Raw genomic sequence first — 21,983 nt, 5'->3', positions numbered from 1 at the left:
TAATATCATCATGGAAAATCATCAAAATACCACAACCAACAGTTTATTAGTTGGATTGGCAACCTTAATGTCGACACTTTTTCTGGTTAGCCCTCCATTTGAAAAAAATCCACAGCAATGTGAAATGGTGCAAAGCATCGGGAAGAAAAAACACAAAGGACTGGAGAATGAGCCAGTTGTATAACATAAATCTGGTTGCAAATTCATAAGCAATGTTTATTAGTTAGGAGGTCGCCATATATTTGGCGACTTTTTTATTTAAAAACAATTTGCACTGTGCTTTAGCATCAAACAAAGAGATTAGCAACGCATTCAAAGCCTTGGATATTTAGCTGTTGTATAGATTACAGACGCTGTATCAGGTAAAATTCTCACCAATAAAAAAGGCGCTACTAGCGCCCTTTATGTTAAAACTGATTTAATTAGAACTATTCGAACCTTAAATAGCAGTTAAATTAGAATAGTGGGTAGGATAAAGTTTTTGGAACATCAGGTAGGTTATTGTAACGATACCAAAGGCTATAATGGCATCAATAGTGGCTAGCGGACCGATCACAATTAGTTTTGAGCAGAATGCAAAAATGATATCAAAGAATACGCCTGCAAATACCCATTCTTTTAACCGTAACCATCTGTTGGGGATCAGTAGAACCACAATTCCGGCTAATTTAGCAACACCAAGTACATAAATAAAGTACGCTGGATAGCCCAGTTGTAATGTAATGTCCCAAACAATAGGGTTTTTTGTGAGTTCACAAACTCCGCTGGTACCAAACCATAACGAAGTTAGTGAGGCGCCGATCCAATAAATGGTTTTTGTTGTTTTAAGTGTCATAATATTTTTTTTAAGTTGCCCAAAAATGTTGCATAAAAATTCCAAAAACCAGTTGAATGGATCTGAACCAGACAAATTAAATCCTGAGTTAGACAATTGAATGAATTTGTTTTTAAACACTAGTTTGTGATGCATTTTAACTTAAAAAGGCCTACTAATAAATGTGTAGATCAAAGTCAGATATTTGTTACGGATAAAATCCTCCTGAATATTTACTTTAGTTTCGATATTGGGTATTCGTTTACGGTTTATTGATCATATCCACCAATATTTATAGAATTGAAATCAAATTACCATAATTAATCAACTATGTCGAATCGAAACCACGCAGCCGATACTACTGGAGCCTTAACAGATGCCGGGATAAGCCCGGATAAGAAAACATTTTTACAATCACTCACCGAAGATTGGTGGGCTGTTATATTGGGAACGATTATTATTGCCACTGTACTTTATTTAAGCAACAATGGTACTGTAATAAGTTTACCTGCATTTAAATGGGCAACCAGTGAAGACCTCTTGGGTAAAATATTATCAGCATCCAACTTATTGTTAATTGTTGAAATGGGGGCAGTTTTTCTGGCCTTAGCTTCGGTAGCGATAGGTTTATCTGGAGGCAGTGTTGCGCGGTTTGCTGGCGGTTTTGCACTCATCTATTTTTTAGCTATCGTTTCTTTTATTATCGGAGGCAATAAAAGTGTATCCTATTTTGGGTTAGAATATGTGGTATTTGCGCTGCTTATCGGTATCGCATTGGGCAACCTGATCAAGTTGCCATCTTGGCTAAAAGAAGCAGTACGGTCTGAATTTTATATTAAGACAGGTTTGGTAATATTAGGAACCACTATTTTATCGGCCGATCTGATCAAAGCGGGTTTACCGGGTATAATACAGGCCGTTATTGTTGTTACTGTAGTTTGGTTTTTTTCGATGTGGTTAAGCCGCAAGTTAAAAGTAGATGATGAATTTGGTGTAATATTGGCCTCAGCCGTATCTATTTGTGGTGTTTCTGCAGCAATTGTTGCTGCAGGAGCTATTAATGGTGATAAACGTAAATTATCTTATGTAACTACTTTGGTATTGATTATGGCTATCCCGATGATGATTATTCTGCCTTGGGCAGTAAAGTATTTTCATATACCTGAGGTGATTGGTGGGGCATGGCTGGGTGGTACCTTAGATACAACGGCAACCGTAACTGCTGCAGGCGATTTGGTTGGACCAATAGCCGTTAAAGCAGGTGTTATAGCCAAGTTTTCGCAAAATGTTTTTATTGGTGTTGCTGCTTTTTTTATCGCTATATGGTGGGCCTATAAAAAACCTAAAGGTGAAGATGGTGTACCCTTCAAAGCAGAACGCCCTGGGTTGAAAATTGTGTGGGAGCGATTTCCGAAATTTGTACTGGGTTTTGTTGCAGCATCTTTGGTGTTTTCTTTTCTGTTATCGCCCACAACCGCAAAAAGTGTTGGACCAACCTTAAACGGCTTACGTACAGTGTGGTTTGCAATCGCTTTTATTTCAATCGGTATGGAAGCTAAATTTTCATCACTGGTAAAACTTCAGGGCGGTAAACCAGCATTTACATTTGTTACAGCACAAATATTTAACATATTTTGGACCCTCTTATGGTCGTATATTTTATTTGGCGGATATCTATTTCCTATACCTGATTTTAAATAAACGAAGAATTAGGTTTTACGCTATCATTCACAGATTCCTATAGAAAGGTCGTCATTGCGAGGAACGAAGCAATCTTAATGCGCACGCTGGTAGCGATCGTTGTAAGATTGCTTCGTCGGCTGAAAAAGCCTTCTCGCAATGACGATTCTTCGCAGCCAAAACTACAAAAAAAAACAGCTCTGTAATATTTGAATTTTATACAATAAATTAACTCTCAGACTGACAATACTCGGCTCACGGTCAATAATCAGCAATAGTGATATAACTTCTTTCCGCAAAAAAAAAGCGACATAACTGTCGCTTTTTTTATTTCATTATTTTGCCAATGCAGCAGTTTGCACAGCATTTGTATCTGGGCTAGTCATTTCTGTACTTCCATTTATTCCGTTTTCTTCAGGATCTGTGATTTTGCTGATACAAAACTTAATGATTAGATTTTATATTATCTTTAAGGGAGAATTCTCAGGCACTCACCAACAAGTTGTTCAGTTAATTAGGAGAATGGGAACCTGAGACTTCATTTTTTGACCAAATCGTTTAAATAATAATATGAGAAGTACAAAATTTAGCTATCTGGCTTTTTTTATCTGCCTGGTTTATACCGGTTTTTGTGGTTTTATTTCTGATAAGCAGGTATATCCGCGTTTAGGGATTGTATCTGGTTTAACGCAGGATAGTTTAGCTTATGCCTCTGGTTTTAAAATGATTGGCGAATCTGTTCCGAAGATGCTTTCACCTGCATTAACAGATGATCAGTTTCGTGCCAACGTGATAAAGATTAAAGCTGCAAAATGTAAAGTATTAACCTGTAACCTTTTCTATCCGGCGAGTATAAAAATAGCTGGCCCGGAGGTAGATGAAGCAAAGGTTTTAACTTATACCGAAACTGTTCTTTCAAGAGCTCAACAAGCAGGGATCAAGTTTATTGTTTTGGGCAGCTCGGGTGCAAGGAGCATTCCGGCTGATTATAATGTCGTTAAGGCAAAATCAGATTTTATCAGCCTGGGCAAAAAACTAGCGCAAATTGCCGGGAAATATAAGGTTACAATTTTGCTGGAAAATCTAGAAACCACCGAAACTAACTTCATCACCTCGTTAAAATCAGCTGCAGAAATTGTAAGGGAGATTGATCATCCAAATTTCAGGCTTAATGCTGATATATTTCACATGATGCGTGAAGGAGAGTCCCCAAATGAAATTATTGAGGCCGGAACATTAATTGCATTTTCTGAGGTTGCCGAAAAACAAAACAGGTCGTTGCCAGGTGTTATGGGCGACGATTTTAAGCCTTATTTAAGAGCCTTGCACAAAATAAACTATAAAGGTTTCATCTTTATGGAAGGAAGTATCAAAAATGCTGCTGTAGAAATGCCGCTTGCTTTCAAATATCTTTCTGCCCAGATTGCAGAAGTGTATTCGGAAAAGAAAGCAGATTAATTATTGTTCTTTTCTACTGAAATAAGATATATAAATGTTGTTATTTTGACAATAATACCAGCGATTGCACATTTGATTTTTCTGCAGCTTTATCAATATTTGGTAAACGCATTTTTGCAACGTTGGTCTCGACGGTTAAAGATGGATTTTCACTTTTAGTAAGTGCGGCTATGTCTCTTACAGTACTCGATAACATTTTAAGTGTAAGCATAAATTGACGGTCGATATTCCTGATCTTCTGAAAATCAACATTTGGATTAAAATGTTCGGTATTCGACCGCTCACTTTGATTAAACTGGATGCTGTCTAAAAGAACCAATTTGTCTGTAATCTGGTTCAATACTTCGTCCGAAAGATTTAATCCTTGTATGCCTATTACCCTATTGTTTTTTATGTAATAATCTAAGCCATTAAAGCTAATGAGGGTTAAGTTATTCCTGTTGATGATGTATTCTGCCTTTGGAAGGCTGTTTTTCGAACGGTTTTTATTGTATGCACTGCGCTGAGTAGCTAAACGTTCAATCATATCGTTTCCGTTCAATCTATCTACATTCTCGAAAATATCAGCTAGTTTTGTTGGCTTGTTTTGAGCAAGAACATGAATTGATAAGCAAGATAATGAAGTGATTACAAGGAATACAAGAGCGGATAATTTGGTGCTTTTCATGCCGCAAAGATATATGTATAATCGCTAAAATTAAATTTTTTGTATGTTTAATATTACGTTTTTAAGGTGTTTTTGATTTTTTTTGATGATAAAAATCAATTTTTTATTTAACAGGTATTTAATAATTAAAAAACATGCGCAATTCTTTGGCTTAGGAGATTGAACTTTATGAAGAAGATTCTCAATTAAGTTTTTAATTCTGTGCTTAAGAAATAGTTCTATACTTTTGGGTTCACGATAGATAGTATTACCTCATTATTGATGATCGAACTCGACTTTTTCTTTAATCTGCCTAATGGCGATATCATGCATTTTCAGCTTATCCAGCTTTCGAGAAGTGAGCCGTGGACTGTTCTTGACCATAAACAGGTATTGGAAAGGATAACAAAAGAAGATGGGAAATGGAAAACATTGCTAGGCAGTTCCCTATCTGAAGAACTTATACAAAACATCGGACTGTTTATTGATCGGCAGCAATATCAAAATTTGCCTATCGAGATTAAATTGAGATGGCCAAAGCTTATTGAGGAAATTATAGTGAATTCAGATGCTGAATATATTGTAGTCTGCAAGCCCTTTGTAAATTTCAGATCATTTGAAAAAATGTTTGAAAAATTTGTGCCTGCCATGATAAAGGATGAGTGGGCAATCAATTTTAAAGTTTACAGCCACGATTTTGGCGAAGATTTTATAAAGAAACTTAGCCGCAAGGAAGAAAAATCCAGTTATCAACCTATTCAGAAATGGTAATCTTGCATTGGAAATCCAGATTTTACCTCATGTTAACTATTGAGTATTTAACACAATGTTAATACTGGGTTTATGTGCTATCGTACTTTTGTTGTGTAAATATTTGGTTAGTATTATACAAGTTTAGTTAGTTGATAAGGAAAGGCCTCAATGGATATTGTGGCCTTTTTGATTTTAATATTGCTTATCAGTATCAAATTAAAAGTTGGTATTCCTACTAAGGTTTCGATACGCTCTTAAAAAACTTAATTACAACTGAGCTTGCTTCCTGTGGGTAAACGTGCCCTCCGAGATGTCGGTAGAGTACCACTGGTGTTTTTGTATCTGAAGGATAAAATGTGGCATAGGGGGCATATGGCTCTCCTGTTTTGTTACACCTGTTAATTTTTAAAATCTTATTGCACATCGCCCTTTGCCATTCTGGTTTTACCAATGGATCTTGTTCGCCCATAATATGCATTGCGGGCATAGGTTTAAGCACATTAACTATCCGACCTCCTACAGCAGCTGATGGGGCAACAGCAGCAAATATATCACTTCGGGTTGCCCAAAGTAAATACGTAAATGCACCGCCATTAGAGTGACCGGTTGCATAAATATGCTGATTATCTATGCGGTAATCTTGTCGGAGCGTTTTTAGCATCGCATCGAAAAAATGAAGGTCACGGTCATTCATATCGCCTGGTGCTTTCTGCCAGCCAGGTAGTTTACCTGCTGCGTCTGTTAATTGTCCAGGGGTATTCAATCCTTGCGGACATATTATAATTGCCTCTGGCCACAGTTTTTCAAAACCTCTGCTTCTAAACATATTTCCCATAGCACCGCCATGTCCGTGAAAAACAAAAACGATTGGTGTGGCTTTTACTTTTGCGCTGTTCGGGATGTAAACCATTGCCTCGCGCGTTGTGTCGCTTATCTTCCAACGCATTATTTTTACATCCTGATAGGTTGAATTTGGTGAGGCATTAGATAGAAGTAGAAATATTACGGATAAAATCCCAAGTGAAGTTATTTTGCTACAGAACCCTTTCGGTTTATTGAACATACATTTAGGACAACCGATAGCCAATTAGGTTTAAAACAATATTAATTTTCCTTAATTAGAACTACTATGGTTGCTAAGTTTGGTTGAGATTGCTATTAGGATGTTAATTCTGCAGTGTTAACTAAATGTATTTTTGTTGCAGCAAGTCCTCTTGCTGTAAGCTCTATTTCAAAAGAAATTTCATCATTGAGCCTGATTTCTTCCTGGAGTTCCATTAAAAAGAATTGAATTTTCTGTTCATTTTCATCTTTAATAATGCCATGTCCACTATTTTGATCTACATAGCATATTGTACCCTTTCTCATTTTTTATCTGTTTTGTTAAGATTTACACTTAATTCTTCAATGAAGATTTATTTAAATATTAGAACGTCAATTAGGAAGGTTTAATATAGTAATAATTTCGTTACATTAAGTTGGAAAAATCGATAAATATTTCTTGATGGTGAAAATGTGGAAGGGTTTCTTATTGGGCCAATTTAATTGCTAAAGAGGGATAGTTTGTTCAGCTTTTTTATCTTCAGATTCCATTATTAATGCGTTTAAGGAAATACTTATGCTTACAATATAGAAGCCTTCTTCGTTAATTCCTGCAGTTATTTCAGCATTTTGGTGATAAGCGTATTTTAATCGGTTACGGATATTGTCCATTCCTGAGCCAAAGCCTACCTTGCTTTGTACTAATCTGGGTAAATTTCGGCTTTCGATACGCAGTTTGTCATCAAAGGTGTAAACATCTATAGTGGCCTTATTTTCTATGTCATTAAGATTCCCGTGTTTAAACATGTTTTCCAAAATAGTAAGCAAAACAAGCGGAATTAATTTGATTTCATCAAGATCAGGGCCGCTAGCAAGCTCAATATAAATTGCACCTTGCGTAATGCGGTGCAAACCAATCAGGTTTTCGCATTGTGCAATCTCTTCACTTAAATATACATAGCCTTCATTATGTTGGGTATTGGCAGCAAAACGCATCATATCTGAAAGATAAAGCATTACCTTGGCGTCTTCCGGAGAGTAAGTGCTTAGTTTCTGGTGTACAAACTCAAATGTATTAAAGAGCAGATGTGGGTTAATCTGTGCTTTCATGAAAGCATTCTTAGACATAGCTAGTTCCTTATCCATTTTTTCCTTATCAATAAGCATTTGAAAACGCTGTTTTTCGATACGGGATTTTTCTGCTTTTTCTTTGATGAACCGTTTTAAGAAATAGTAACCTGTAGAAAAAAGAAGGAAAAATGAACCCCTATAAAGTACCCTGGATATTCTGATCCTAAAACTTGGCAATTTACCCGGTAAAATATTGGTATAAGTATTTAATAGGATATCTACTCCGGTAACTATGCCCAAATAAGTCAGGATTGCGAGGATAACCACGAGAGGAACCTTCCATACCGCTCCGCTAGGGAACTCTGTTGCTTTTTCTAACAGTAAAGGATAAGTGTAAAATAAGGTCATATTAATCAAGTAGTGAATAGCATAATTGCCGAACGTTCCTAAGATACCTGCAAAATAAAGCACCATCAGCGTTTCCCAAATGATAAATATAGTCCATGCAATTATGTGTATCCGGTAAGTATGCAGCCAGTTTCGTAACATACTGTTGCTCCATTTTAAACTATTCATAAAGACTTATTTACTATTTGTGTAACGATTAAAGTTATAGCGTGTTCTCGCAGCTAGTTTTCAAAAAAAAAATATGGAAACTCAAAAATTAGCTAAAAGAACACTTTTTGTATTTAAAAAAAGATATAATGGAAAAATAAATGAACCAACAAGTACTTCCGAACCGACCACTTCAGGAGTTACGACCACTTCCGTTATAGTTTAATACTATTCTTTTCATCAGTAGCCGTTATTTTTTACGGCTACTGATAATTAGCCTTTCAGAAATAAAATTTTTAAATTCATTATAATATATATCTCCAACGGTAAAATTTATGTGGTTATTCATAGTAATCCGATTACCATCCACATACAAAATCTTATCAATAGCAACAATATAACCACGGTGTAACTGTATAAAACCTTTCTTAATGCTAAGCTGTTCCCGAACATCTTTTAGGCTTAAATAAGCAATAATTACTTTTTCTACGGTATGTATTTTAATGTAATTGTGGAAACTTTCAAAAGCAATAATATCTTCATATTTAACCATTACCGCGCGGTGTTCCTCTTCTTTGTTTTTAACCAGAAAGTAATCTTCGTTGGCACCACCGGTCATTTCCTGTCCAAAAAGTCGGGTAATGGTTGTGGCAAATTTGGCGTAACTATATGGTTTAAGCAAATAAGCATCTCCTGCAGCTTCAAAAGCATCAAAAGCGTATTCCTGGTGTGAAGTAGTGAAGATGAGCTTTCTGGTTCTAAAGCGGATGGCCTTCGCCAGTTCCAGGCCGGAAATCTGGGGCATTTCCACATCCATAAAAATTACATCGACTGTGTCTGAGTTGGCTAGCTCTCTTAAAGCAGTAACTGGATCAGTATATTGCTGGACGAGTCGCATGTTCGGGGTATCCTCAATATATTTTTGTAGCCCCGCTAAGGAACTGAACTGGTCGTCTATGGCTATGCACTTAATCATCTTCAAAAATCTGTTTCTCTTATAACGAAATTACGCCTTTTCGTACCGAAAAGGGTACTATCTGTACGGATTAATTTAAAGTCTTTTCTTATTTACTAATTTAACGCAAAAATGTGTCAATTAAGTTTAAAAGATGCAGGCAATAGCTATAATCCATAAAAATATTCTAGAATACCGGTAAAGAAATATACTCCGCCTTTAATGGTTTTGCTAATCGAATTACAAGTTTTAATCAAGCTAAGAGCGCAGATTTGTACGTTTTGTTACAATAACATATATACTTCTACATCCCTGTAGTGCCTGTTGTCTGACTGGTTTCACTTTGCACAGATTCCTTGCGTAATACCCACTTGTACCGATTAGTGTTGGTTAAACGTCATATATATTCAGATAAACCAGACTTGGCTTTATTAAGGATATTTTTGCAGCATAGATTTTATTCCTATTAATTTATGGCTGATCACTTATTGAAAAATATACGTTATTCCGTTCTCGATCTTGCAACCGTGTTAGATGGTTTTACTGCTGCAGATACCTTTAAAACAAGCCTCGATTTAGCTAAACAGTCTGAAACTTTAGGTTATACACGTTACTGGTTTGCCGAACACCATAACATGGCTGGTGTTGCCAGTTCGGCAACAGCTGTGCTTATTGGTTATATTGCTGGTGGCACCGATAGCATCCGCGTAGGCTCTGGAGGCATTATGCTACCCAATCATGCACCTTTAATTGTTGCCGAGCAATTTGGTACTTTGGCCTCTCTTTATCCCAACCGTATCGATCTGGGCTTGGGCAGGGCGCCCGGAACCGATCAGGTTACGGCAATGGCCATCCGCGGCGAAAATTTTAGTGCTGTTCATAGTTTCCCCAGGGATATTGAGAAACTACAGCAGTTTTTCTCTGCGAATAATAATCGTGCGAGTGTAAGGGCCATTCCGGGAGAAGGATTGGATATCCCGATCTGGATTTTAGGTTCGAGCACCGATAGTGCACGCTTAGCAGCAGAAAAAGGTCTCCCTTATGCTTTTGCCAGTCATTTTGCACCAGCTTATTTCGAACAAGCCATCGCAATTTATAGAAATAACTTTAAGCCCTCCCCATTTTTACAAGAACCTTATGTAATGGCCTGTGTAAATGTGGTTGCTGCTGATACCGATGCAGAAGCTGAACGTTTATCAAGCTCGGTAAAGCGGATGTTCCTGGGTGTAATTACAGGTAAAAGAGAATTGTTAAAGCCCGCAGTTGATGATATCAATCAATATTGGGACCAGTTGGAAAAAGAAGCTGTAGAACAAATGTTGTATTATTCTTTTATTGGTAGTGCCGAAACCATTAATGGAAATTTAGAAGCTTTTGTTGCAAAATTTGGCGTAAACGAGATCATGAGCACCTCGCATATTTACGATCATCAGGCAAAATTGCATTCGAATAGAATTTTTGCAGGGTTGTTTGGGTAATTGTAGCGTACAAATCAATCATGTTCCTGTTGATAGCTGATTTACGCAGGACCTATTGCATTTTGCCATTAATCAGTTAAGAACATTAAGATTTTCGTAGATCAGATCCTGCGATCGTCTCCTGAACTTGTTTCAGGATCTATCCAACTTGGTTATTCTCTGCCACGGAAGCACAGATTTGCACGGAATTAAACTTATCCTTTTTGCTTTCAGCTTTAGTCTTTCCTACCATTAAGCAGTTAAGGGCATTAAGACTCTGCTGTAAATCATCAGCGGCAATCTTTTTAAATCTGCAGGAACTCAATCGCATCATGTTTCCCGCGGAAATCACTGATCACCGCAGAATTCTGTCTATTTCCCATCTTACATTCCTCATCATTCATCATCTACTCTTTAAGATTTGTTAATACTAAGGGAATATTGGGCCCTTAGCTTTGCGCTTTATAAAGCGGCATCCCTTGAACAATTCATTATTTTCATCTTTGCAACTTGGCGACCACCGGGCTATGGAGGAAATCTACCAGACCTACTGGGAGAATGTTTTTGATGTGGCGTTTAAAAAAACGGGTGATGAGGCATTGGCACAGGATATTACACAGGAAATTTTCATATCCCTCTGGGAGAACCGAACAGCAATTAACCTAACAGGAAGCCTCGGTGCCTATCTTTATGGTGCTGTAAAATATAAGGTGATTAATTATTTCAGGTCAGGCAGCATTAAAGAATATCACCAAACTGCACTTAAAGCACTAATGGATGAGCAGCATATTGCAGCAGCTGATGATAAACTGATTTTAAAAGAGCTTCATTTAGAAGTTGATGCCGCCATTGCACTTTTACCCGTAAAAATGCAATTGGTATTCTCGATGAGCCGAAAACAGGAAAAATCCATCAAAGAAATAGCTTCAGAACTTGATGTTTCGGTTCAGACAGTAAAAAACCAGATTTCTGCAGCGCTAAAATTGCTCAAAAAAAGCCTTTCCTATATCCTGCTCATTGCGGCTTTAATCGGCTTAACATAAAGTTAATTTATAGATAACATTCTTGGTTAGTACCGATCTGCTTTTCAACTGACATGTATTTAAATGACAGAAGAACAGGCAAAGGAACTGCTGCAGAAATATCTCAATAAGCAGGCAAGTCCGCAAGAGCAAAAAAAAGTTGAAGAATGGTATGCCACGCTCGATCAGGAAAATATTGAATTGGCGGCCGACCGGAAAGCAGCAATAGGAGAGCAGATGCTTGTTCACCTTCAGGACGCAATGCGTCAAAAACCAAAAGGTAGCCAAGTATTCAAACTTCAGCCTTTCATCAGGATTGCTGCCACCGTACTCATCATCATTACACTGGGAATAAGCATTTGGAAACTCAATATTCCAGTGAAGCCTGAAAATCAGGTTACCATAGTTACCGGAAGTACAGAACGGAAGCACATTACCTTATCAGATGGTTCAGTGGTTTTGTTAGGTCCGTCTGCAAAACTCTGTTATCCTAAAACATTCGCTTCAAACAACCGCCAGATTGCATTAAAAGAGGGTGAAGCTTTTTTTGATATTACCCATCAGGAAAAAAGACCGTTTACGGTACATACTGCATCTGGGGTCGACATTCGCGTGTTGGGCACCTCTTTCAAGGTTAAGTCGTATCAGGCCAGCAAACACATCGAAGTTGCCGTAATTACCGGAAAGGTTGCCGTAAGCAACAAAAAAGTAAATCTGGGCACATTGATTAAAGATGAGTTTTTAATCTATGATAAAACTGCCGGGCGAGCTGACATTGGCAAAAGTAAATCTGCAACCTATATCGAGCTCGCTTTTGATGGAGCAAGCTTAGAACAGGTAATCAGCAAACTCCAATATGCCTACAGCATTAAAATTTTGCTAAATGACAACGCTTTGGCCAAACTTAAAACCACTGCTTCTTTCAGTAGCAAACAATCGCCTGAAGAGATTTTAGATATCATCTGCAGCCTGCACCACCTAAAATTCAACGGATCAAAAAATCATAAAACATTTAATATATACAGATGAGATGAGCAGGTAATATAGAAATACTTAGCGGTGCCAGTTAGACTGGCCACCGTAATCTTTCTTTCCGGCCAAAGGGCCAGCGTAATTAAAAGCTTTAAAAAAACAAATCAAACAAATGAAACCAACCTCCGCTAAGAGGACATCAGCTCTTTATAAGATCATGAAATACTCATGTTTAACATTTTCAATTCTCTGCATATTTTGCAGCTCAATCCTGGCCTCGGCTGGTATGGCACAAAAGTTAGAGAAAACTACAGTCAGTATTACGCTAAACAAAGGCCGTAAGATGACCGAAATTATCAAAGAAATTGAGTCGCGCACCGGACTTAGCTTTGTTTACAATCCAGATCAGCTGCAACAAAAAAACATGTTTGTAAGTGGCGATTTTACCAAAGAGCCTGTAAGGTCACTATTGGATAAGCTAGGATTACAGGTTTTAGAAAAAGGCGAATATGTAATTTTGAACAACGCCATTCAGAATAAGCCAGACCGGATTATCACTGGAGTTGTGCGCGATTCAACAGGTTTGGTGCTGCCCGGTGTTTCGGTGAAGGTACTGGGCACGCAAAGTGGCACCGTAACCGATGGAAACGGTGCTTACCGCGTTGAAGTAGGCGCTGACGCTGTGTTATCATTCTCTATGATCGGTTACCGTACCAAAGAAGTAAAAGTAGGCGAAAACCAGGTCATTAATATGGTGTTGAGCGAAGAACGTTCAATGCTTGCCGATGTGGTGGTAGTAGGTTATGGAACACAGAAGAAAGAAACCTTAACAGGTGCAATCAGCATTGTTGGGTTGGATAAGCTTTCTTCGCGCTCATTAAATAGTGTAGGAGAGGTATTGGCTGGAAAATCACCAGGTGTAATTGTAACTAACGAGGGTGGAGATCCAACTTCTGCTCCACGCATTAATATCCGCGGTGCGGGAGGGATTAACGGAGAAAATGTATTGTATGTAATCGATGGGTCTATATTTTCAGGTACACCACAGCTTAATCCTAACGATATCGAATCTATTTCGGTATTAAAGGATGCATCTGCGGCAATTTACGGCGCCAGGGCATCAGGAGGTGTGGTATTGGTCACAACTAAAAAAGGAAAGAGCGGTAAAATGCAGATTAGTTTCGATGCCAAACTTGGACAACAAAGCGCATGGAAGAAATTAGAGCCATTAAATGCTCAGCAACGCGCACAGGTGGCCGCAACTGCTGCCAAAAACGGTGGTACAACCATATTACCAGCTTTTGATATTTCGAAATATCCTGATGGACAGATTACCCGCACCAACTGGATGGACGAGGTTTTTAGAGATGGATTGTTACAGGATTACAATGCCGCAATAAACGGTGGTAGCGAAAAATCTAATTATTACCTAAGTTTCAATTACCGTAATGCAGAAGGCATTGTATTAAATACCAAAACTAAGCGCTATAACTTCAGGATCAATACCGAGCATGAAGTAACCAATTGGTTAAAAGTTGGCGAAAACCTTTCGTATAGCAGTACCAACGGTAATGGTGCAAATACCAGCAGCGATTACACTGGTGCCTTACTTTCGGCTATCTATTATCCAACCAACGGAACGCCATATAATGCCGACGGCAGTTTTGCCGGTTTACCAGGCGGACAGTATGCTGGTGATTATGGCGATATTGTTAATCCAGTTGCCGATCTGCAACGTATTGATATAAACAATCCTGTAAATGTGCTTGTGGTTAACCCTTATGCCAATATTAAATTAGCAAAGGGCTTAACTTTCAGATCTAACTTAAGCATCACTAAAACCGATGCTGCATTTAAAAGCTTTACGCCAAAAAGGCCCGAGGTAGGAAAACCGGTATTAAGCAATAGTTTACAGGAAAGCAGCAGTCGTGCCAACGATTTTCTTGCTGAGCAGGTTTTAAGTTATAAAGCAACCTTTGGTAGTCACCAACTAGATCTTACCGGTGGTTATTCTTTCCAGAAAACTAAAAGCAATAGCTTGTCAGCTTCAGGAGCAGGTTTTGACGACGAATCGCCTCAATACAGATACCTGGTTAACGCAACAGTTATCCAGCCGTCGGTTAGCGGGATGTACGAACAGGCACTTTCTTCATTATTTTTAAGGGCGAATTATAATTACAAAGAAAAATATTTATTGTCGCTAATCGGCCGTCGTGATGGATCATCGCTGTTAAGTAAAAATAACAGGACGAAAAACTACGGATCAGCTTCCTTCGGTTGGGTGGTAAGCAAAGAAGATTTTCTTAAAGATGCAACCTGGTTAAATGAATTGAAACTAAGGGGCAGTTATGGCATATTGGGTAATTTAGGATCGCTTAATGCCTCTGCTGTAAATCCATTGTTAAGTGCTACTCAAAGTTATTTCGGGCAAACACCAACTTTACAAAATGGTTATGTACAGAATGTTTTAGCCAATAAAGATTTAACATGGGCAGAATCAAAGCAAACGAACTTTGGTCTTGATTTGACAGTTCTCAACAGATTAAGCCTTAATGCTGATTATTTTATCAAAGAAACAAATAAGATGATCTTAACCAGGTCGCTACCAGGGACAGCAGGTTTAAATACGCAGACCATAAATGCTGGTATTGTAAAAGATAAAGGTATAGAACTGGGTTTAACTTATAATAGTGATAAAAATGCAGCATTTACTTATACCATAAACGCTACTTTAACTAAAATTAACAACAAAGTACAGGAATTGGCACCGGGGTTGGAAAACATTGCTGTGGGTACCAACTTCCGAAATGAACTTGCACCGCTTACCATTCGGGTTGGCCAACCTTTGTACAGTTACTATGTGTTAAAAACGGATGGTATTTTCCAGAGTCAGGCAGAAGCTGATAACTATAAAAACGCTAAGGGAACTAAGATTCAGCCGAATGCAAAAGCAGGTGATTTTAAATTTGTTGATATCAACGGCGACGGATCTATTGATGGTAAAGACCGTTATTTCGCTGGCAGCGCTTATCCTGATTTCTCTTACGGATTGAGCTTTAATGCAAGTTATAAAAATTTCGATTTCAATATTTTTGCTCAAGGTGTACAGGGAAATAAATTGTTTAATGCGGTAAAACGTACCACTTATAGTGCTAGTGGTCCATCTTACAATAAACTGGCCGGTATTCTCGATGCCTGGTCGCAAGAGAATCCTGGTGGTAAAGTGCCGATTGTTTCTACAAGTGATGCCAATGGGAACTTTAATGCTTCCGATTTTTATATCGAAGATGGTTCTTACCTGCGCATCCGTAACGTTACCCTGGGTTACAGTTTACCAAAATCAATCGCCAATAAATTAAAAACAGGTGCGGTAAGGGTTTATGCTACGGCAAACAATCTTTTCACCATTACCAAATACTCAGGCTTTGATCCCGAAATCGGAATGGACAACAATGGAGTGGATGTTGGTCGTTATCCTCAGGCCAGAAGCTTTATCCTTGGTTTAAGTGTAAATCTATAATCACAAAACAACAATGAAAACGAATTTAAAATATATGGCATTTGCCGCCCTTGCTTTTTTCTCTTCATGTACAAAAGAGCTTGATATTGTACCTGAAGGATCTCCATCGGCACAAAATTTCTGGAAAACCAAAGAAGATGCCATAAAAGCAGAAGCTGGGATGTATGAAAATTACAATGCAGAAGATTTTTACGGTCGTGGAATGTTCTGGTTTATCAATGCCAGTGATGATATGGTTACGGGACGTAATAAGCCAGAGGCCGATAATATCAAAAATTTTAACCGTACCTATGTTGGCGGAGGTTATACCGAAACCCAATGGAGCATGCGTTATGCCATTATCAAACGGGCTAACGATATTATTATTAATGTGCCGGCCATAGCAATGGATGAAACCTTGAAAAAACAGATTATTGGCGATGCTTATTTTAACGCCGGACTGGTTTACTTCCAGTTGGCTGCCAATTACGGTAACGATAAAGCCGGAGTACCGATTGTAACGCCAGAAAGTGATCCTTCTCAGCCTATTGCCCGTGCAAAAAATGTAAACGAAAACTACGATTATATCATTTCACTTTTATTGAAAGCAGCAGATAACCTTCCCCTGTTTTCGGCAATGAAACCAGCAGATTACGGTAAAGCACATAAAACGGCTGCCTGGGCATACCTATCTAAAGTGTACCTATACAAAAAAGATTATGCCAATGCCGCTAAATATGCTGATATGGTCATCACTTCAGGGCAGCACGATTTAGTAAATACAGGTTTTGCAGATGTATTTAAAGCAGCCAACAACTGGTCAAAAGAATACATTTGGTCGGTGGTGTGTACGCCAAGCGGTGGCGGAACAGGCTGGGGCAGCAAGCTCCCAGGCGTAATGTTAACCAATAAAGCCTGGGGAATTTACAATGGTTGGGGTTATTATTTACCCACTAAAGAACTTTACGATTCTTACGAAACTGGCGATCAGCGCCGTGAAGCCACCATTTTAAAACCAGGCGATAAATTTATGTTTTTTGGTGCTGAACGTAGTTTTACAAAAGATGCAGGAGCGACTTCAAATTACCAGTTTAAAAAGTATATGGAGCCGTTTTCATATGCTAATCCTATTCCAACACACGTTAATCCGAATGGAGATAATGGCACAACAGATTTAAATGTGCCTTTAATGCGTTATGCTGAGGTATTGCTGATTAAAGCTGAAGCTGCAATTAACCTGAGCGGTGCAGGGGCAGGCGATACCGAACTGAACAAAATCAGGCTACGCGCAGGTTTGGGGACTAAGACAGGAATGACTATCGACGACCTTAAACGCGAACGCCGTAACGAACTTGCAGGCGAATGGGCCGACCGTCACCGCGATTTGGTAAGATGGGGTGATGCTCAGGTAACTTATGCCAAACCATTACACGATTTTGATGGGAGCGTAATTTGGCCTGCAAGAACTTTCAATCCACAGGTACATGATGTTTGGGCCGTACCACAGAGAGAAATTGATAACAGTGCAGGTGTAATTAAACAAAGTCCAGGATGGTAAAATCGAATAAACTGATCCTCTTTTTATTATTGGGTTTAGGGGCACATTCAGTTTCTGCTCAGCAGAAACTGAATGCCGCTAATGGACACAGCCATAATGATTATAAGCAGCAGATTCCTTTGTTAGAGGCTTATTATGCTGGTATGGGATCTATAGAGGCAGATGTTTTTTACCGTAACGGAGAATTGTTTGTTGCCCACGATAGCAGCGAAATCGCCTCAGGCAAAACATTGAAAAAATTATATATCGATCCATTGGTGGCATTTTTTAAAGATCATGCCAACCATCCTTATCCTGATCCGAAACAAAAACTTCAGCTGGTTATCGATATAAAGGAGGATTATGAACACGTAATCCCGAAATTATTGGACGATTTAAAAGGTAATGAATCTGTTTTTAATCAACAGATCAATCCTTCAGCCATTAAAATTGTAATGAGCGGGGCTGTTCCGCCTGCCAAAAAGTTTAAGAATTATCCGTCACTCATCAGTTTCGATGGCCGTCCCGCAAATCAATACACAAGTGATCAGTTAGAGCACATTGGGATGATTAGTGATGATATTTCTCATTATTCGGTATGGAATGGAAAAGGTACCCCAACACCAACCGATTTAGAAAAAATGAAAGCGGTAATTGTCAAAGTACATGCACTGGGTAAACCTTTCCGCTTTTGGGCAACTAAAGATAGTCCGAACAGCTGGAAAGAACTGGAACATATGGGGGTTGATTGGATCGGAACGGATCATCCTGCATTGCTAAAAGATTTTTATCAGAACAGGGCTAAGCTCGAATATAGCAGTTCGAAAGCTTATAAGCCTTATCAGCCAACTTACAAAAGCGATGGATTAAAAAGAAGAGCCAAAAATGTAATTCTTTTAATAGGGGACGGAATGGGACTGGCACAGATTCAGGCAGGCTTGAGTGCGAATTTTGGTCAATCCAACATCATCACGATTAAACATCTTGGCCTTTCGCGTACTGAAGCTTCCAATTCAGATTTTACTGATTCTGCAGCAGGTGCAACGGCTATGGCTACAGGACATAAAACCAATAACCGCTATATCAGCGTCGATTCTACAGGTAAATCACTTCAGTCTATACCTGATATTTTGGCCCCTTATGGTCTTACAAGCGGGATCATTAGCAGTGGTGATATTACCGATGCTACTCCTGCAGCATTTTATGCTCATCAGCTTGAACGATCTATGACGAAGGAAATTGCAGCCGATTTCCAGAACGGTCATGTTGATATTCTGGTTGGTTCCAAACGCAAAAGTTTTACCGAAAATCCAGATCAAAAATTGATAGATAAAATATCGGCCAAAGGTTATACACTACAGAAAGACCTAAAAAGTTTTGTTGCCTCAAATGCAGATAAGCAAGTGGTACTTTTAGACGATTCTGCTACGCGGAAAGTATTGGATGGCCGGGGAGAAATGCTTAAGATTTCGTTCTCAAAAACGGTTGAATTGCTCTCGAAAAATAAAAAAGGATTTTTCATTATGGCAGAAGGGGCACAGATTGACCATGGAGGACACGCAAACGATTTGCCTTTTGCGGTAACCGAACAACAAGATTTCGACCGTCTGGTGGGTGAAGCCTTAAAGTTTGCCGACCAGGATGGAGAAACGTTGGTAATCGTAACAGCTGATCACGAAACCGGAGGACTGTCGCTTCTGGATGCTTCTTATAGAAAAGGAACCGTTCGTGGCAATTTCAGTACAGATGATCATACCAATATCATGGTGCCTGTATTTGCTTACGGTCCTGGTTCGGATGCCTTTATAGGGGTATATCCTAATCATCAGATTTTTTATAAAATCATCGAAGCTTATCGATTAAAGAAAAATTAATGAATCAAGAACTTAAATAAACAACCCCTATGGCGGTGTCTGTATATCACAGCACCGCTTTTTTCTTAACGTTAAGGCAACATGGCAATGCTAATTTTGAAACAGTAAAAAGAATGTGATGGAAAGAAGATCTGCACTAAAAAATATAGGTGGCCTGTTTTTGCTGCCAACCCTGCCAGCACTTTTATCGGCAGCTGATAAAAAGCCAGTGTTAAGAGTGGCGCACATCACTGACGTCCACCTTAAGAATCAATTCAATGCGCCCGCCAGGTTTGTTAAATGCCTGCACCATTTACAGTCGCAATCGCCTAAGATAGACCTGGTTCTAAACGGGGGAGATATTGTTTTTGATATGAACAAAGAAAACATCAATACCATTAACGGTCAATGGAAACTGGTAAACGAGACGATGAAGAACGAATGTAACCTTCCTGTGCATTATTGTTTGGGCAATCACGATATCTGGTGGAATGAAAACACCAAGGGCGAGGTTTTTTACGGGAAGAAATATGCCATGGATAAATTGCAGCTGGTTAAGCCTTATTATAGTTTAGTGCAGAACGGATGGAAGATTATTGTGCTGGATAGTACCCATCTGGATATCGACAATACCTGGTATATTGGAAAATTGGGCGATGAGCAGTTAACATGGTTAAAAAACGAACTCGAAACTACCAGTTCTACAATGCCTGTAATGGTAATGTCGCATATTCCAATCCTTACCGCGCTTTTAATGATAGAAGATGATATTGTAAACAAATGGACCATGCTGGGTGGCGATATGCATACCGATACGGCTAAAATCATCAATCTTTTTTACCAGCACCCTAATGTAAAACTTTGCTTAAGTGGCCACCTGCATATGCGCGATAAAGTGGTGTACAACGGTGTTACCTACCTCTGTAACGGTGCTGTATCGGGTGCATGGTGGGAGGGCAGCAGGAGAGAAACCGCCCCAGGCTATGGACTGGTCGATTTACATGCCGATGGCAGTTTTGAAGAAAAATACGTTAATTATTGATGATGTAAATTTTCGAGTTTCGTCATCCCCGTGCAGACGGGATCTTAATACAATAGTGCCTGGTCAATGGCATTACGATTACTCATCAGTTTTCCTTTTATTCAGAGGCATTCATGAGCACTCCGTGGTTCCTAATCAAGTTGGGGATGACGCCAGCATTTGAATTTATCAACAAGCTTAATGTCCTTAACTTCTTAATGGTCGAAAGCAATTAAAATAACAGTTGCTTTTTAAGATTGCATAACCTTGTGGGAGAACTATTCTTGTTATTCCCTTAACACAGGCTTCATATCTGTATGCTTGCTTTGTTCTAAAAATATTCCTAATTAAATGAAGAAAGAATTACTCACTCTAATAGTAGCCATATCTATCGGTATGGTAGCGTGTAAGAAAAGCCATGAAGAAAGCCCTTTAGAATTTAGCTATCCTGCTGTTGCAGAAGTTTCTGATCCTTCGGTACTTTTCACAACTGCTGCTGGTATAAAAGTGTACAACGGAGGTTTTGGATCAGCTGTTGCCGCCGATCCCAACTCGCCGGATGTTTTTTATATGCTAACCGATAGGGGTTCGAACGTTGCCGGGCAGCTCGCAAACTCAATCATCATCGGAAAACCTGATTTTGATCCACAGATTGGGAAATTCAGGCTGAAAGAAGGGAAATTAGTACTCGAACAAACCATCGAACTTAAAAATGCATCCGGTAATAAATTAAACGGACTTCCAAATCCTGCAGGAATGGGGGCTTCTGGTGAAACTGCTTACGACCTAAATGGACAGGTGATTGTGCCAAGTGCCGATGGAATCGACTCAGAAGGCTTGGTAAGGGCAGCTGACGGATCATTTTGGATCAGCGATGAATACGGTCCACATATTGCACACTTCGATGCAACTGGTAAAACAATTGAACGCATTAATCCATTCGGAACTGGAACCGGTGGACGTACTATTCCGGCTGTATTTGCCAATAGAAGAGCAAACCGTGGCATGGAAGGTTTGGCCATTACTCCAGATGGAAAAACGCTGGTGGGCATGATGCAGTCGCCAATGTACAATCCGTCTAAAGCTGCGGTTGCCAATTCGGTAATATTAAGAATTTTGACTTTTGATATCGCAAGCGGAGCAACCAAGCAATATGCTTACCTGATGGATAACACCTCTTTAACAGGTGTGAGCGATATTGTTGCCGTTAACAGCACTACTTTCCTAACCATCGAGCGTGACGGATTGTATGGAGGTGCAGCAAGCAACCCGGCAACATTTAAAAAAGTTTTTAAAATAGACCTGAGTGGTGCTACCGATATTTCTGATTCCGGCAATGGTGCAACAGGAAAACTTTATGGCGGTAAAACCGTGGAAGAGCTGAACAATGCAGCAGGTTTAAACACAGCCGGAATTACCTCGGTAAGCAAAACCATTGTTTTAGACCTGTTGAAGGATCTACCTTCCGTTTATCCGCATGATAAAGCAGAAGGTTTAGCCTTGCTGCCTGGCAACATCCTCGTAATTTCTAACGATGATGATTTTGGTGTGGTGGATAACGGAGCAAGTGGCTTTGCACAAAAAATATTGCCTTTAACAAATTCGGTCGATAGAAACCGTTTATACTTTGTTAAAATTAAACTTTAAAG

General features: G+C 39.0%; 18 protein-coding genes. 12 read left to right on the top strand and 6 right to left on the bottom strand.

Translation table 11 applies throughout. The annotated features are described in order from the left end of the window. Positions 1-10 precede the first annotated feature (10 nt). Positions 11-184 carry a hypothetical protein gene (locus LQ227_RS00225; RefSeq protein ID WP_230147689.1) on the top strand — a complete coding sequence of 58 codons (174 nt, stop codon included), beginning with the start codon at positions 11-13 and terminating at the stop codon, positions 182-184. A gap of 255 nt (positions 185-439) precedes the next feature. On the opposite strand, the gene LQ227_RS00220 is transcribed toward LQ227_RS00225, so the two are convergent. Beyond that, positions 440-835 (bottom strand): DoxX family protein, encoded by a 396-nt coding sequence (locus LQ227_RS00220; protein WP_230147687.1) that lies wholly within the window; start codon positions 833-835, stop codon positions 440-442. Between the two features lie 309 nt (positions 836-1,144). Between LQ227_RS00220 and LQ227_RS00215 the strand changes: the two genes are divergently transcribed. Further along, positions 1,145-2,515 (top strand): YeiH family protein, encoded by a 1,371-nt coding sequence (locus LQ227_RS00215; RefSeq protein WP_230147685.1) that lies wholly within the window; start codon positions 1,145-1,147, stop codon positions 2,513-2,515. Between the two features lie 549 nt (positions 2,516-3,064). Next, on the top strand, positions 3,065-3,952 hold the full coding sequence (locus tag LQ227_RS00210; RefSeq protein WP_230144257.1) for a sugar phosphate isomerase/epimerase: 888 nt from the start codon (positions 3,065-3,067) through the stop codon (positions 3,950-3,952). Between the two features lie 40 nt (positions 3,953-3,992). Here LQ227_RS00210 and LQ227_RS00205 read toward each other — a convergent pair whose 3' ends face one another. Beyond that, positions 3,993-4,619: a hypothetical protein gene (locus LQ227_RS00205; protein WP_230144258.1), complete on the bottom strand. Its 627-nt coding sequence runs from the start codon at positions 4,617-4,619 to the stop codon at positions 3,993-3,995. Between the two features lie 261 nt (positions 4,620-4,880). On the opposite strand from LQ227_RS00205, the gene LQ227_RS00200 reads away from it, so the two are divergent. Continuing rightward, positions 4,881-5,369 carry a hypothetical protein gene (locus LQ227_RS00200; RefSeq protein ID WP_230144259.1) on the top strand — a complete coding sequence of 163 codons (489 nt, stop codon included), beginning with the start codon at positions 4,881-4,883 and terminating at the stop codon, positions 5,367-5,369. A 217-nt stretch (positions 5,370-5,586) separates the two neighbouring features. Here the strand turns inward: LQ227_RS00200 and LQ227_RS00195 are convergent, their stop codons facing one another. The 4 genes from LQ227_RS00195 to LQ227_RS00180 form a co-directional block, all read right to left on the bottom strand. Beyond that, positions 5,587-6,414, bottom strand: a complete 828-nt coding sequence (locus tag LQ227_RS00195) for a PHB depolymerase family esterase (protein WP_230144260.1) — start codon at positions 6,412-6,414, stop codon at positions 5,587-5,589. A gap of 95 nt (positions 6,415-6,509) precedes the next feature. After that, a complete protein-coding gene (locus tag LQ227_RS00190) occupies positions 6,510-6,719 on the bottom strand; it encodes a cold shock domain-containing protein (RefSeq protein ID WP_215126053.1) in 210 nt (69 codons plus the stop codon). A 180-nt stretch (positions 6,720-6,899) separates the two neighbouring features. Then, complete coding sequence (locus LQ227_RS00185; protein ID WP_230147683.1) at positions 6,900-8,039, bottom strand: sensor histidine kinase; 1,140 nt, start codon at positions 8,037-8,039, stop codon at positions 6,900-6,902. Between the two features lie 229 nt (positions 8,040-8,268). Next, complete coding sequence (locus LQ227_RS00180) at positions 8,269-8,994, bottom strand: LytTR family DNA-binding domain-containing protein (protein WP_230144262.1); 726 nt, start codon at positions 8,992-8,994, stop codon at positions 8,269-8,271. Positions 8,995-9,446: 452 nt separating this feature from the next. Between LQ227_RS00180 and LQ227_RS00175 the strand changes: the two genes are divergently transcribed. From LQ227_RS00175 to LQ227_RS00140, 8 genes are all read left to right on the top strand, one after another. Next, positions 9,447-10,451 (top strand): LLM class flavin-dependent oxidoreductase, encoded by a 1,005-nt coding sequence (locus LQ227_RS00175; protein ID WP_230144263.1) that lies wholly within the window; start codon positions 9,447-9,449, stop codon positions 10,449-10,451. Positions 10,452-10,909: 458 nt separating this feature from the next. Then, a complete protein-coding gene (locus LQ227_RS00170; protein WP_230144264.1) occupies positions 10,910-11,473 on the top strand; it encodes an RNA polymerase sigma factor in 564 nt (187 codons plus the stop codon). A gap of 63 nt (positions 11,474-11,536) precedes the next feature. Beyond that, on the top strand, positions 11,537-12,481 hold the full coding sequence (locus LQ227_RS00165) for a FecR family protein (RefSeq protein WP_230147681.1): 945 nt from the start codon (positions 11,537-11,539) through the stop codon (positions 12,479-12,481). 229 nt (positions 12,482-12,710) lie between these two features. Continuing rightward, positions 12,711-15,944, top strand: a complete 3,234-nt coding sequence (locus tag LQ227_RS00160; RefSeq protein ID WP_230147679.1) for a TonB-dependent receptor — start codon at positions 12,711-12,713, stop codon at positions 15,942-15,944. Positions 15,945-15,957: 13 nt separating this feature from the next. Further along, positions 15,958-17,481, top strand: coding sequence for a RagB/SusD family nutrient uptake outer membrane protein (locus LQ227_RS00155; protein WP_230144267.1), 1,524 nt, complete (start codon positions 15,958-15,960; stop codon positions 17,479-17,481). Next, a complete protein-coding gene (locus LQ227_RS00150; protein ID WP_230144268.1) occupies positions 17,475-19,334 on the top strand; it encodes an alkaline phosphatase in 1,860 nt (619 codons plus the stop codon). Before LQ227_RS00155 ends, LQ227_RS00150 begins: the two co-directional genes overlap by 7 nt. A 118-nt stretch (positions 19,335-19,452) precedes the next feature. After that, positions 19,453-20,355 carry a metallophosphoesterase gene (locus LQ227_RS00145; protein ID WP_230147677.1) on the top strand — a complete coding sequence of 301 codons (903 nt, stop codon included), beginning with the start codon at positions 19,453-19,455 and terminating at the stop codon, positions 20,353-20,355. Positions 20,356-20,685: 330 nt separating this feature from the next. Next, positions 20,686-21,981 (top strand): esterase-like activity of phytase family protein, encoded by a 1,296-nt coding sequence (locus LQ227_RS00140; RefSeq protein WP_230144271.1) that lies wholly within the window; start codon positions 20,686-20,688, stop codon positions 21,979-21,981. Positions 21,982-21,983: the final 2 nt, after the last annotated feature.

The sequence above is a fragment of the Pedobacter sp. Bi27 genome (genome assembly GCF_918698255.1).
Taxonomy (GTDB): domain Bacteria; phylum Bacteroidota; class Bacteroidia; order Sphingobacteriales; family Sphingobacteriaceae; genus Pedobacter.
This window is presented reverse-complemented; position numbering and strand designations above follow the sequence as displayed.